Raw genomic sequence first — 12,602 nt, 5'->3', positions numbered from 1 at the left:
AACCAAACCCGGTACATCAATGAAACCTGCGTTACTTGGAAAACGACCTCGCTATCCCCGACAGTGGCAGGAATTGCCTGCTGGCGATCAGCTTCGTCAGGCGACCGAGCTGGCGCTGAGTGACATTTGCCGCCAGATGTTCGGCTATTACTTGCTGTGCGTTGGGGATTTGAGCTGTCAGGTGACCGTCAAAGGTTGTCCCATCAAACAGGTCATCCGCATGGCCGATGAGCCTGCACCCTATGTATCAGCAGTAGGCAATGCCAGTGAATTTCCACTGCAGAAACGCAGTGTGGATGCGGTACTACTGGCCCATGAGCTGGACTTTGCCCAGGATCCCCATCAAATCCTGCGTGAGGCAGAGCGGGTATTATTGCCCAACGGCTATTTGGTGATCAGTGGATTTAACCCGTTCAGTCTGGCCGGTTTGTTGAAGTACCTGCCGGTTAATCCTCGCCAGATCCTCCATGACGCGCGTTTTTTCAGCAGTGTACGGCTTAAAGATTGGCTGAATTTGCTCGGATTTGAAGTGCTCGAAACCCATCCGCTGGTATTTTCCGAACTGTTTTTCGAACGCAAGATCCCCATCGAGGGGCGCTGGCAGTTGTGGTGTAAACGCTATTTACCCCTGTTAGCTTCGTCATACCTGATTGTGGCCAAGAAGCGTGTCAGGCCCTTGTCCCTTGTTCGCCCCAAATGGCGGCCCAAGCCAAACTTCTCTGCCGTGGGTGCCAGCATGCGCGAACAGAGCCACCCGGGCTGAAAAAAAGTTTGCTGTAATTTCAAAAATGGTCGATAACTCTAGAGCGTGCTTAACAATGTTGTCGTTTTTTGATCGGGCTCACTGCGCCAGCTAGCAACGTTTGCGATCAGAATATGCTCAGAATAAACAACACCAATGCAACAGGGTTTAACACGCGCCAAGTCACATTTGGCATTACTCGTTTTTATCTGTAACTGGGAACAGAACCATGTGGTGGAACAAAGTCAACGAAGAAGACCAACGCAAAATTCGTGAGTTGGGGGAAGACAACAAAGCCTTACAGGCCCGCATACAGGAGTTGGAAGGGCAGCTCAGCGAAGCAAAAGCACATGCCTCGCAACAGGATACCGAGCAATCCGAATACCAAATTGTCAGTGAAATGATGCTGGATGGTCAACAGCTGTTCAGTCAGATCAAAGACTCACTCAGCCACACAACTGCGCAGCTAAACAGCGAAAGTGAGCGCGTAGAAGCGGCGTCAGAGCTGTTCACCGGTTCGTCTGGGATGCTGGATGAGGCGGTACAGGGCCTGACCAATATCGATCAGATTGCTGCCACTGGTGTGAAGCATGCCGGAGAACTGTCTGGCCTGGCCAGCAGCATCAGCAGTTTCGTCGGCGTGATTAATTCCATTGCTGAACAGACCAACTTGCTGGCCCTGAACGCCGCCATCGAAGCCGCGCGGGCGGGTGAGAGTGGTCGTGGCTTCGCCGTGGTTGCTGAGGAAGTGCGTAATCTGGCCATGCGTTCCTCTGAGTCCACCCAGGAAATCAATAACCTGGTGGAAAAGATCGAAGAGGGAACCCGTAATATCGAATCCAACATCAACGAAGTGTCTTCCCAGTCACGGGTGTTGGTAGAAAAAACCAGTGAAGTCAAAGACAAGGTCAGTGAGGTGATTGGCATGTCAACGTCCATGGCCAAAACCATTGGTCGTACCGCCGGTCGCACCGCACTGGTCAGTGCCCAGGTTGAAAACATGGACATTAAGCGCCTGGTGTATGACGGCGTGGTGGGTAATGGCGAACGCAATCCTAACGCGATTATCGACCCGGCCCAATCTGAGTTGGTTCGTTGGGCGCAAAGTTTCGGTGCCAAGAAAGCCGGTGATGCCGACCTGCGCGGCATGGAACAAGCCCAGCATAAACTGGTGGAACATGCCCGCGCGGTGCTGAACAAAGCCGGCGACAACCTGGATCACAAACTGTTGGAAATGATTGCCCAGATGGAGCGCACCAGCAAAGATTTGATGAGCAAAATCGGCGCGCTAATCAGTCGTTGATCAGGCACAGCAGCAAAAAGGCGCTACGGCGCCTTTTTTTGTGCGTTTACGCCATGTGTTTGTCGGTGGCGGTGATGGCCCAATGCAGTAAATATACACCGATGGCTGTGTCCACCGCGGCGCAGAACTCCGGCCACCACAGTGGCGTACCGGGATTCACAAACAAGGTGGGATGGATCAAATCGTACACGCCATGCACAATAAACCCGCAAGCAAGAATGATCAGGCCGTCCAGCTTTCGTAACGTGATCGCCACATAGGCAAGGGCGAAAAAACCGATGCCGATGACCATTTCATCCAACAGCACCATGCTGTCACCGGCGTACAGCGCAAAGGCCCAGTAATACAAAGGAAAGGTTGCTAACAGCGCAGCATACAGTCGGGTGGCACGTTCACCGGGACAGTGATGCAGTCCTTTTACAATCGCGGCTGCAATGATGACGCCGCACAGCAAGGCAAACAGGTTCATAGGGCTCCTTCAGGGTAACAGTGGTCGCGACAGGGTGTCGTCCGTTACGCCCCAAGGTAATGTTTGATTTGTAGTGCAACAAAATGCAAGGCGCAACCGTGACGGGGTGAACGGCAGCCAAATCGGGACACAGGTTACAAATTAAACAGTGAATGCCGAGTTGGTATGTATCACGCTTGCGTTACAGCGAGGCTGAGTATACCGTGGTTAGCGTTACGCAATTTGGAGCACAATAATAATGAACAATAAAATCATCGGCATCGTTTTGATCATCGTTGGTGTGGCGCTGGCTATGTGGGGTTATGACGTGTATGACTCGGCCAGTGCCCAGTTGTCGCGCACCTTCGATGGCGACACACCCATTGAAGCCTGGGCCGGAATGGCCGGCGGCGTGATTTGTGTGTTGGTTGGGATCATGAAAGTGAAATAACCGACGCAGGTAGCAAATAAAAAAGGCGCCTTCCAGGCGCCTTTTTTTGTAGCGGATACGATCACTTAACCTTCATTCCCGGCTGGGCGCCTTCATGGGGCTCCATGATCCACAAGTCTTTGCCTCCGGGGCCAGCTGCCAACACCATGCCTTCTGACAGGCCAAAGCGCATTTTGCGTGGTGCCAGGTTGGCCACCATTACGGTCAGCTTGCCTTCCAGATCTTCCGGGGCATAAGCGGATTTAATCCCGGCGAAAACCTGACGGGTTTCGCCGCCCAGATCCAGTTGCAGACGCAGCAGTTTGTCTGCGCCTTCGACGTGTTCCGCCTTGGCAATCCTGGCGATGCGCAAATCGACTTTGGCAAAGTCATCAAAGGCGATCGTTTCGCCGATGGGGTCTTTGGCCAACGGGCTGTTGGGATCAATGCTGGAGGTTGGCTCCAGGTTTTCCTTGGAATCTTCGATCATGGCGTTCACTTTGTCGCTGTCGACCCGCTGCATCAGGGCCTTGAATTTATTGATACCGTGTCCGGTCAGTACCTGCTGGGCACTGTCCCAGTTCAGCGTGTCGTTGAGGAAGCCTTCGGCTTGCTCGGCCAGCTTGGGCAGCACTGGCTTGAGGTACACCATCAGAATGCGGAACAGATTGATCCCCAATGAACACACATCGTGGGTCAGTTTTTGTTTGTCGTCGTCTTTGATGGTGACCCAGGGTGCCTGGGCATCGATGTACTGGTTGGCTTTATCCGCCAGCGCCATGATGTCGCGCACCGCACGGTTGTACTGACGCTTCTCGAAGGCCTCGGCAATACCGTCTGCGGCCTGTTGGAATTCGGCCAGCAGGGCAGGCTCGGCGATATCTTCAGACAGGGTGCCGTCAAAGCGTTTGCTGATAAAACCGGCGCAGCGGCTGGCGATGTTGACCACTTTGCCGACCAGATCAGAGTTAACCTTCTGTACGAAATCATCGAAATTAAGGTCGATGTCGGTTACACCAGCGCCCAGTTTGGCGGCGAAGTAGTAGCGCAGGTATTCCGGGTTCAGGTGCTCAAGGTAGGTGCGGCCTTTGATGAAGGTACCGCGTGACTTGGACATCTTGGCACCGTTGACGGTGACAAACCCGTGCACGTTAACCCCGGTGGGCTTACGCAGACCTGCGCCTTCGAGCATCGCTGGCCAGAACAGGCAATGGAAATAGGTAATGTCTTTGCCGATGAAGTGGTACAGCTCGGCATCGGAGTCGGCTTTCCAGAACGCATCAAAATCAACGTTGTTGGCATTACAGAAATGCTTGAAGCTGGCCATGTAGCCTACCGGCGCATCCACCCATACGTAGAAAAATTTGTTCGGCGCGCCGGGGATCTCGAAACCGAAATAGGGTGCGTCACGGCTGATGTCCCATTGTTGCAGGCCTTCTTCAAACCACTCCTGCAGCTTGTTGGCAATTTCGCCTTGCAGGGCGCCGCTGGTCAGCCAGTCTTTGAGCATGCCTTCAAATTTGGGCAGGTCGAAGAAGAAGTGTTCGGAGTCTTTCAGCACCGGTGTCGCACCGGAAACCACCGAACGTGGGTTTTTCATTTCGGTCGGGCTGTAGGTCGCGCTGCACACATCACAGCTGTCACCGTTCTGATCTTCCGCGCCGCAGCTGGGGCAGGTACCTTTGACGAACCGGTCTGGCAGGAACATTTGCTTTTCCGGGTCAAACAGCTGGCTGATGGTGCGTTTGGAAATATACCCGGCGGCATCCAGCTTGTTGTAGATGTCTTCACACAGTTCGCGGTTTTCTTCCGAGTGGGTCACGTAGTAGTTGTCGTACTCTACGTGGAAATCCAGCAGATCCTGATGATGCTCGGCACGGGTGCGGGACACCATCTCTTCCGGTGTGATCCCCAGCTCCTGGGCTTTGAGCATGACCGGGGTGCCATGGGCATCGTCGGCGCACACGCTGTAACACTGGTGACCGCGCATTCGTTGGAATCTCGCCCAGATATCTGTTTGAATGTGCTCTAATAAATGGCCCAGGTGAATGGAGCCATTAGCATAGGGTAAGGCGCTGGTAACCAGAATTTTGCGTTGCTGCTGAGTCATGGAACCCTGTGTGATGTTATACGGTTAAAAAAAGGACGCAAATGGTAGCCGAACTGGGCCCATTTTGCATCAGCATTTATGACATTTTAGGTGACCGCCGGTGATTTTTTCCCGATCCAACAAAGACAATAGCCTCGGGCCTTTGGCCGAGATCCTTGCCACTACCTTCGCCATCACCGAACAGGAGGCTGTCGCGTGTTGTCAGCAACACGGTGATGGCATTACCGTGCGTTTGCCGTTCGCAGCCCAGACCCTTCACCCTCAGGTGCAGCAGCAGGCCGCCCAGGCGGGGATAACCGCGCCACTGACGATTGAGACCGATATACAGGCCAAGCAGACCCAGCATAAGCGTCTCAACCGGGTACGCAATGTGATTGCGGTGGGCTCTGGCAAAGGCGGTGTGGGTAAGTCGGCCACCTGTGTCAACCTGGCCTTCGCGCTGATGCAGGAAGGGGCGCGGGTTGGCATTCTGGATGCCGACATTTACGGACCGTCGGTGCCGATCATGCTGGGCAACCCGGACGACCATCCCGGCAGTGACGACGGCAAGCATCTGCACCCACTGTCCCGCCATGGGGTAGTGGCCAATTCCATTGGTTATCTGGTGCCCCCCGATAAGGCGTCTATCTGGCGCGGGCCGATGGCCAGCCGTGCGTTGCAGCAACTGGCGCAGGACACCCTGTGGCCGGCGCTGGATTACCTGCTGGTGGACCTGCCACCCGGCACCGGCGATATTCAGTTGACCCTGGCGCAGCAAATTCCGGTCACCGGTGCATTGATTGTGACCACCCCGCAGGATCTGGCGCTGGCCGATGCCCGCAAAGGCATCGCAATGTTCAATAAGGTCAACATTCCGGTGTTGGGGATTGTCGAAAACATGAGTTATTTCCAGTGCCCGTCCTGTGGCGACAAACACGCCATTTTCAGCCAGCACGGCGGCATGTCGCTGGCCGAGCGGGAAGGGGTGGCCTGTGTCGGGCAATTGCCACTGGACATCAGTGTGCGCGAACATGCCGACGGTGGCACGCCGCTGTTGGTCAGCCAACCTGATCATCCTGTCAGTCAGGCGTATCGTGACTGTGCCCGGCAGGTCAGCCGGACACTGGCGCTGGATTTGGGGCTGGGCGACGATCTGGGCATTGATCTGATGGAAAAACGTTGACTTCTTATGGTGCGGGGTAATAATTGGCCGCACTTACGCCCCACAGTCCCGCTGCAACCGAGTTGAACCGATCATGCGCTTATGTGACACCGACATTGTTAAGTACCTCAAAGAAGGCACCATCGCCATTAACCCGGCACCCAGTGAAGAAGACATCAGTGGCCTGACGGTGGACATCCGTCTGGGCAACAAATTCCGTGTGTTTCAGGATCACGCCGCGCCGTACATTGACCTGAGTGGTCCTAAAGCAGAGGTACAGGAGCAGCTTAATTCAGTGATGAGTGAAGAGATCATTCTGCCCGATGGTAAAGCGTTCTTTTTGCACCCCGGTGAGCTGGCCCTGGCGGTAACGCTGGAGTCGGTGACCTTGCCCGATCACATGGTTGGCTGGCTGGATGGCCGTTCGTCACTGGCTCGATTGGGCCTGATGGTGCACGTGACTGCCCATCGGATTGACCCCGGTTGGTCTGGCAATATCGTGCTGGAGTTTTTCAATTCCGGCAAACTGCCCTTGGCGCTGCGCCCGAAAATGAAAATTGGCGCGCTGAGTTTTGAAACACTGTCTGGCCCGGCTGCCAAGCCTTATAACGCGCGGGTGGATGCCAAGTACAAAGATCAGGATGGGGCGATCGCCAGCCGCATCTCGGCCGACGACAAAAACCCCTGATACCCTATCTTGCGGCGTTGAACAGCATGATCGCGCCGCACATCAACAACACCCAGAACACCAGGGTTTTAAACTGCTGTTCATTGACCCTGTGATGTAACCAGTGCCCGCATAGCGCCGCCAACCCCAGCACCGGTAGCATCGCCACGATGTGGCTGGCGTGGTCAAGCAACTGGCCATTGATGGCAAAGTATGCGGTGTAACACAGGTTTAGCGTGCACCAGGTGGCCAGCAACGTGGCACGAAAGCGGGCTTTGTCGAGGGTTGTTGAGGCCAGCCCGAGCACCAGCAGCGGACCACCGGAGGCGTACAGGCCATGGGTCACCCCGGCAAGACCAATCCAGCCAGTGCTGCCACGTTTCGCCGTTGAGGGGGACGAGGGCCGGTAAGACTGCCACAACGAGCGGCCGGCGAACCACAGCACCAACAGGGCAAAACCGATCTTCATTTCCCGCTCGGGCAAATAAGGCACCGCCACAATGCCAATCGCCATGCCACCCAGCATCAACGGCAATATGCGTTTAAGTAATGTGGGTTGGTGAATGTCCCGGTACAGCTTGGACAGGATCACCAGGTTCATCACACTGTTGAGGGTTACCAGTACCGGCAACATGTCGCCGATGGGCAGGAACAGCGCTCCCAAGGCCAGGGCGATGATGATGCTGCCAAAGCCGGTCGCCACTTCGGTGCTGAAGCTGAACCAGATAAACACCCCGAACAAAATCCATTCCCAACTCATGACCATTCCCCGCGAAACCGTTGCCAGCTTAAGCGTTCAAACAGGCGGGGGAAGATGCGCCACAACCACAGCCCCACACGGGGGGACAGCACCGGGCTTAACCAGCGTCGTACATTTTGCTGGTCGGCGCGGTAGATGGCAGCGGCCATGTCATCGGCGGTGATGGCTTTGCCGATGGTGGAACGGGGATGGGATGCGCCGTCACCGTGCTGGCCGAGGGCATTTTGCTCGATGTCGGTATTGACGAAGCTGGGGTAGACCATCAACAGGCCAATGCCCAGATGGCGTAGCTCCGGCCGCCAGGTTTCAAAATGCTGGGATACTGCGGCTTTGCTGGCGCAGTAGGCGGCACGGCCAGGCACCGGCATCAGTGACGCCATGCTGCCCAGGGTGATCACCTTACCTTTGGCCTGTTGCAGTGCGGGCAACAAGCGCTGGGTCAGCAGTACCGGCACATGCCAGTTCAGTTGCATGACCCGGTCAAACACCGTCAGCTCGGTGAGGCTGGCTTTGGAACGGTGGGTGATCCCGGCGTTATTGATCAGCCGGGCCAGAGGCAGGTCACGGGCCAGAAATTGTTGGCAGAACGTGTCGCAGGCGCCGTCATCGAGCAAGTCGAGCGGATAGACCTCCATACGCTCGCGGTAAGCTTGCTGACGGGCTAAAAGCCGTTCACCATCGCGGTCAATCAGGTGCAGGTGATAACCCTGTTGCCAGTAAACCTGTGCCAGCGCCCAGCCGATGCCGCTGGCGGCACCGGTGATGATCACATGGCCATTCATCGCTGCGCACCAAAATAGAAATGCTCAAACGCTTCCCGCGAGCTTTTCTGCGGCGTGTAGCCGAACTCGGTTTTCAATTTGTGGTTGCACAGCACCGGACGGTACTGCAAAAACATGATTTGTTCCGGGCCGGCCTGGCTCAGCCCCAGTCGCTTACCCAGCCACAACACACCGCTTAACAGGGCTTTCGGGACTCGTAGTACCGGTTTTTGGGTGATACGGGCCAGATCGTTGACATCCAGCGCGCCATCACCGGCCAGGTTGTAGGCGCCGGTTTTGTTGTTCAGCACGCCACTTTTGAGCGCACCGACCACATCCTGATCCCAGATAAACACAAACGGCGAACGGGACTGGCCGACTGCCAGCAGCCGTTTGGCTCGAAACAGCGCGGTAATGCGGTTTTGGGTATTACTGCCCAGCACGGTACAGGGGCGCATGATCAATACCCCGGTGGTGTCCTGCTGCTGGCTGAAGTGGTTGAGCATGTCTTCCACCATGCGTTTGTGCCGGGAATAGGAAAAGGCCTCGTTACCGCGTAGCGGGTGTTGCTCGGTCAGCCACTCGGGGTTATCGGCATGATAGCCGTAGGCGGCGCCACTGGAGGTAACGGTCAGGTGTTCAACCTTGTGCGCCCTACAGGCGGCCAGCACGTTTTGGGTACCGTTGACGTCGATGTCGTATTCCAGCGCTTCATCCTGGCCGGGATTGACAATCGATGCCAGGTGCACGATGTGGGTGATGTTAAGGTTACCGACCAAATCGATCAGTGCCGGATCACGAATGTCCATGGTGGTGCATTGAAAGGTCTGCAGGCCGGCGGGAGGACGGATATCCACCCCGTATACCGCACAATCAGGATTCTGACTCAGCGCCGAGGCCAGTTGTTGTCCGATGTAGCCGCCGGCGCCAGTGACCAGGATTCGTTTCATGCGCTGTCTCCTGCCGGGTGGGGGCGACGGCTCCACAGCCAGGCCAGAGAACCGCCGGACACCAGGTGCCACACGCCCCAGAAGGCGGTGATGATCATCGCGCCACCCAGATCGGGCATAAAGGTGAACATCAGCACCAGGCCAAGACCGGAATTCTGGATTCCCACCTCAAAGGTCAGGGCCCGTACATCATTTTGTTTCAGCCTTGCCAGTCGCGCAGCGCCGTAGCCGAGCAGCAGGGCGATGGCATTTTGTGCGATGACATAGCCGACAAAATGGTGCCAGTGCTGGGTGAACAGGCTCATGTTGTTGGCAAAGGCCAGCCCTACCAACAGCGCGAACAGGCCCAGCGAAATCCGTCGCATCGGGGTTTCCGAACGGCTGGCAAATTGAGGGAATTTATGGCCGACCCACATGCCGATCAGCAGCGGTACGCCAAGCACCAGAAACACCAGTGACAGCACCTGCCAGGGCGACAGGGCGATGTCGGTCAGCAAGGCGCGGGTGGCCGGGTTTAGCCAGGCATAAAAAGCGAAATTGAGCGGCGTCAGTATCACCGCGGCCAGGCTCGATACCGCGGTCATGGTCACCGAGGTAGCCACGTTGCCCCGTGCGATAAAGGTGATCAGATTGGAGAAACTGCCACCGGGACAGGCAGCCACCAACATCATGCCCAGCGCCATACTGGCGGGAACCTCTAGGGCCATCGTGAGGGCGCAGGTCAGGGCGGGCAGCAACACAAACTGACAGATGAGGCCAATCACCGGCGCGGCGGGTTTGCGCACCACTCGGGTGAAATCGCGCACCTGCAGGGTCAGGGCCACGCCGAACATCATCAACGCCAGCATGATGTTGAGGACCAACTGGGCGTTGGGATCAAAGCGGATGGTTACCTCATCCAGCATGCTGAAGTTCCTGTTTCAGGTGTGAAATTCGTGAATGCAACGCTTCAAGATAAGCGTCTTTCTGCACATAGTAGGCCATTCGCGCCAGCGGCAGGTAGTCCATACCGCCACTGGTATCCAGGTGATTGGCCTGACGCTGTTGATTGAACCAGTTGAGCAATGACTGGTTGTTCTGTTGCTGGGCTTTGAGGTACAGCGCCACCAGTTCAGCCTGATCGGCGCGGCCCTGCCAGCCCAGGCCGGTGGCCTCAATCATGCCCATCACAAACAGATTGTCATGATGAGGGTGAAAAATGTTCAGGTATAAGTCCGGCGCATGCTCGCCCCAGTTGAGGGTTTGCTTGTCGATAAACGGGAAATCGAGTTTGTAGCCGGTGGCCTGCAGGATCAGATCATAGTCTGCCTGACTACCATCACTGAAGGTAACGGTCTTGCCGTCAACTGACTGAATATCACCACGGGGCTGGATATCGCCGTGCCCCATGTGGTGCAGCGCCAGCGAGTTGATCACCGGGTGCGACTCGTACAGCTTGTAATCCGGGTCTGGTAGCCCGTAGTCGCTGGGTTTGCCAACCAGACATTTGATGATGAACCCGTCGATCAGCTGCTTCAGTTTACGTGGCAGCTTGACGGCACCGCCGAGGGTGTCGATGGGGCGGCCGAGCACAAACTTGGGCAGGAAGTAGTAGCCCCGGCGCACGCTCAAATCAACGCTGTCGGCATAGTGCACTGCATCTACCGCGATGTCACAGGCACTGTTACCACAGCCAACAATCAGCACCCGCTTACCCTCGAAAATCCGCGCATGGCGATAGGCATTGGCGTGCATCAGCTCACCGTCAAACTGACCGGGCAGGGCCGGTTGGTTGGGGGTGTGCAGATTGCCGTTGGCGATCAGAACGCCGGCATACTCGCCGCTGTGCTCACCCTCATCGTCTTGCCAGCTGACCTGCCAGTTGCCGTTGTCGAGGGGACGTACATCGGTCACGCGGGTGCTGAAGCGGTAGTGCTTGCGCAGCCCGAAGGTATCGGCATAGTCGTTAAAGTACTGGCACACATCACGGTGACTGGGGTACATGGGCACGGTGTCAGCCATCGGAAATTCGCTGAACTCGGTCATGCGCTTGGACGAGATCAGGTGCGCACTTTCGTACATGGTGCTATGGGGGTTTTTGATGTCCCACAATCCGCCCACGCTGGCGTGCAGCTCAAACCCTTCGAAGGGGATGTCGTGTTTGCTCAACTGGCGGGCCGTGGCCAGTCCCATCGGGCCGGCGCCGATCAATGCGTAAGGGCATGTTGCCATGTGTGTGGTTCTCAACTGCTAACAAAGAATTAACATTGTACGTTGGCAACGCCCACGGTCACGGTTAATATGTGGCGACTTTATGGTTAATTTGTGCCATCGATGAAAACCGTTACTGCGTATTATGCCGCTGCATTGCTGCGCTTTGCCCAGCAGGCCGGGTTTGATATGACTGTCAATCAAAGCCATAACCAGCGGGTATTGCTGGTTGATCAGGACCGTGCCTGGGGGGCGCTGGCGGATGCCCTTGGCCCAAGTTTGGGGGTGGATTTCGGCGCCCAGCTTAAACCCACCGATCTGGGGACCCTGGGCCATCTGTTGCTCAGCCTGGACACCCTGGGTCAGGCGCTGCACTACGTACAGCGTTATTATCCGCTGGTGGGTGAGGGCGGCGAAATCACCGTTAGTCATGAGGGAGCGCATACCGCGTTGGTGTATATCCCCCATTATCAGGTGGCCCGGGCGGTGCGGGTGGAAGCGGTATTGGCCAGCATTGCCAGTATCGCCGCACAGATCAGTGAAGGGCAAACGCCCCTTGTGCAGATGAGTCTGGATTACCGGGCCGAACCGCAGGTTGTCGAAAAGCTGCAACGGCTTGCCGGACAACCGGTGCGGGACGGGCAGAGTTGCAATGCGCTGATCTTCGACCGCCAGCGTTTATCCGGGGCACTGCAACACGCCAACGGGGTGGTGGCCAACAGTATGGTTGCCATTCTCAATGCGGATCTGGCGGCGCTGTCAGACATCTCTGCCCGAGATAAAGTCATCCGATTGCTGCGCGAACAGCCCAACCTGGACAGGGCGGCGGTAGCCGAGCGTATGCACCTGTCGCAGCGTACCCTGTGTCGTCAACTAAAACAGCAACACACCACCTTTGCCGCACTCAAACAACAGGTGCTTTGCCGTCTGGCCGAGGACGCACTGGACAGCGGTGAGTCGGTCTCCACGGTTGCCGAACGTCTCGGCTACAGCGACGCCAGCGCGTTCATCAAAGCGTTCAAGGGATGGCGCGGCACCACGCCACGACGGGCCAGCGCAGAAAAATCGGCCTGAGGGTTGACGAAATTGCACAAACAACC

The 12,602-nt window shown here is 56.5% G+C and carries 13 protein-coding genes; 6 read left to right on the top strand and 7 right to left on the bottom strand.

Features of this window, described 5'->3' with window-relative positions:
• Positions 1–19 precede the first annotated feature (19 nt).
• A complete protein-coding gene (locus tag LJ739_RS08025; protein WP_229158970.1) occupies positions 20–763 on the top strand; it encodes a methyltransferase domain-containing protein in 744 nt (247 codons plus the stop codon).
• A 208-nt stretch (positions 764–971) separates the two neighbouring features.
• Positions 972–2,045 carry a methyl-accepting chemotaxis protein gene (locus LJ739_RS08020; RefSeq protein ID WP_229158968.1) on the top strand — a complete coding sequence of 358 codons (1,074 nt, stop codon included), beginning with the start codon at positions 972–974 and terminating at the stop codon, positions 2,043–2,045.
• A gap of 46 nt (positions 2,046–2,091) precedes the next feature.
• Here LJ739_RS08020 and LJ739_RS08015 read toward each other — a convergent pair whose 3' ends face one another.
• Positions 2,092–2,514, bottom strand: a complete 423-nt coding sequence (locus LJ739_RS08015) for a hypothetical protein (protein WP_229158966.1) — start codon at positions 2,512–2,514, stop codon at positions 2,092–2,094.
• 238 nt (positions 2,515–2,752) lie between these two features.
• Here LJ739_RS08015 and LJ739_RS08010 point away from each other — a divergent pair, with 238 nt between their 5' ends.
• Positions 2,753–2,944 carry a DUF3185 family protein gene (locus LJ739_RS08010; RefSeq protein WP_229158964.1) on the top strand — a complete coding sequence of 64 codons (192 nt, stop codon included), beginning with the start codon at positions 2,753–2,755 and terminating at the stop codon, positions 2,942–2,944.
• 61 nt (positions 2,945–3,005) lie between these two features.
• Here the strand turns inward: LJ739_RS08010 and metG are convergent, their stop codons facing one another.
• Positions 3,006–5,033, bottom strand: coding sequence for a methionine--tRNA ligase (gene metG, locus LJ739_RS08005; RefSeq protein WP_229158962.1), 2,028 nt, complete (start codon positions 5,031–5,033; stop codon positions 3,006–3,008).
• Positions 5,034–5,133: 100 nt separating this feature from the next.
• On the opposite strand from metG, the gene apbC reads away from it, so the two are divergent.
• Both apbC and dcd read left to right on the top strand, forming a co-directional pair.
• Entirely contained in the window at positions 5,134–6,195 is a 1,062-nt protein-coding gene (gene apbC, locus LJ739_RS08000) for an iron-sulfur cluster carrier protein ApbC (RefSeq protein ID WP_229158959.1), read from the top strand.
• 73 nt (positions 6,196–6,268) lie between these two features.
• Positions 6,269–6,862 carry a dCTP deaminase gene (dcd, locus tag LJ739_RS07995; protein ID WP_229158957.1) on the top strand — a complete coding sequence of 198 codons (594 nt, stop codon included), beginning with the start codon at positions 6,269–6,271 and terminating at the stop codon, positions 6,860–6,862.
• 4 nt (positions 6,863–6,866) lie between these two features.
• Here the strand turns inward: dcd and LJ739_RS07990 are convergent, their stop codons facing one another.
• The 5 genes from LJ739_RS07990 to LJ739_RS07970 are packed head-to-tail and all read right to left on the bottom strand — an operon-like array spanning position 6,867 to position 11,523.
• Positions 6,867–7,601 carry a sulfite exporter TauE/SafE family protein gene (locus LJ739_RS07990; RefSeq protein WP_229158955.1) on the bottom strand — a complete coding sequence of 245 codons (735 nt, stop codon included), beginning with the start codon at positions 7,599–7,601 and terminating at the stop codon, positions 6,867–6,869.
• On the bottom strand, positions 7,598–8,383 hold the full coding sequence (locus LJ739_RS07985; protein WP_229158953.1) for an SDR family NAD(P)-dependent oxidoreductase: 786 nt from the start codon (positions 8,381–8,383) through the stop codon (positions 7,598–7,600). The genes LJ739_RS07990 and LJ739_RS07985 overlap by 4 nt, the downstream gene beginning before the upstream one ends.
• Entirely contained in the window at positions 8,380–9,312 is a 933-nt protein-coding gene (locus tag LJ739_RS07980) for an SDR family oxidoreductase (RefSeq protein WP_229158941.1), read from the bottom strand. The genes LJ739_RS07985 and LJ739_RS07980 overlap by 4 nt, the downstream gene beginning before the upstream one ends.
• Positions 9,309–10,217, bottom strand: a complete 909-nt coding sequence (locus LJ739_RS07975) for a bile acid:sodium symporter family protein (RefSeq protein ID WP_229158939.1) — start codon at positions 10,215–10,217, stop codon at positions 9,309–9,311. The genes LJ739_RS07980 and LJ739_RS07975 overlap by 4 nt, the downstream gene beginning before the upstream one ends.
• A complete protein-coding gene (locus LJ739_RS07970; protein WP_229158936.1) occupies positions 10,207–11,523 on the bottom strand; it encodes a flavin-containing monooxygenase in 1,317 nt (438 codons plus the stop codon). The genes LJ739_RS07975 and LJ739_RS07970 overlap by 11 nt, the downstream gene beginning before the upstream one ends.
• A 102-nt stretch (positions 11,524–11,625) precedes the next feature.
• Here LJ739_RS07970 and LJ739_RS07965 point away from each other — a divergent pair, with 102 nt between their 5' ends.
• Positions 11,626–12,576 carry an AraC family transcriptional regulator gene (locus tag LJ739_RS07965; RefSeq protein ID WP_229158934.1) on the top strand — a complete coding sequence of 317 codons (951 nt, stop codon included), beginning with the start codon at positions 11,626–11,628 and terminating at the stop codon, positions 12,574–12,576.
• The last annotated feature ends 26 nt before the right edge of the window (positions 12,577–12,602 follow it).

Origin of the sequence: Fluctibacter halophilus (assembly GCF_020687825.1) — a bacterium.
Lineage (GTDB): Bacteria > Pseudomonadota > Gammaproteobacteria > Enterobacterales > Alteromonadaceae > Fluctibacter > Fluctibacter halophilus.
This window is presented reverse-complemented; position numbering and strand designations above follow the sequence as displayed.

What these genes read in the sequence shown, in the direction of transcription:
- LJ739_RS08020 (WP_229158968.1), top strand. Translation starts at nt 972, where the DNA reads ATGTGGTGGAACAAAGTCAACGAAGAAGACCAACGCAAAATTCGTGAG.
- dcd (WP_229158957.1), top strand. Translation starts at nt 6,269, where the DNA reads ATGCGCTTATGTGACACCGACATTGTTAAGTACCTCAAAGAAGGCACC.
- LJ739_RS07985 (WP_229158953.1), bottom strand. Translation starts at nt 8,383, where the DNA reads ATGAATGGCCATGTGATCATCACCGGTGCCGCCAGCGGCATCGGCTGG.
- LJ739_RS07975 (WP_229158939.1), bottom strand. Translation starts at nt 10,217, where the DNA reads ATGCTGGATGAGGTAACCATCCGCTTTGATCCCAACGCCCAGTTGGTC.
- LJ739_RS07970 (WP_229158936.1), bottom strand. Translation starts at nt 11,523, where the DNA reads ATGGCAACATGCCCTTACGCATTGATCGGCGCCGGCCCGATGGGACTG.
- LJ739_RS08010 (WP_229158964.1), top strand. Translation starts at nt 2,753, where the DNA reads ATGAACAATAAAATCATCGGCATCGTTTTGATCATCGTTGGTGTGGCG.
- LJ739_RS08015 (WP_229158966.1), bottom strand. Translation starts at nt 2,514, where the DNA reads ATGAACCTGTTTGCCTTGCTGTGCGGCGTCATCATTGCAGCCGCGATT.
- metG (WP_229158962.1), bottom strand. Translation starts at nt 5,033, where the DNA reads ATGACTCAGCAGCAACGCAAAATTCTGGTTACCAGCGCCTTACCCTAT.
- LJ739_RS08025 (WP_229158970.1), top strand. Translation starts at nt 20, where the DNA reads ATGAAACCTGCGTTACTTGGAAAACGACCTCGCTATCCCCGACAGTGG.
- LJ739_RS07965 (WP_229158934.1), top strand. Translation starts at nt 11,626, where the DNA reads ATGAAAACCGTTACTGCGTATTATGCCGCTGCATTGCTGCGCTTTGCC.
- LJ739_RS07980 (WP_229158941.1), bottom strand. Translation starts at nt 9,312, where the DNA reads ATGAAACGAATCCTGGTCACTGGCGCCGGCGGCTACATCGGACAACAA.
- LJ739_RS07990 (WP_229158955.1), bottom strand. Translation starts at nt 7,601, where the DNA reads ATGAGTTGGGAATGGATTTTGTTCGGGGTGTTTATCTGGTTCAGCTTC.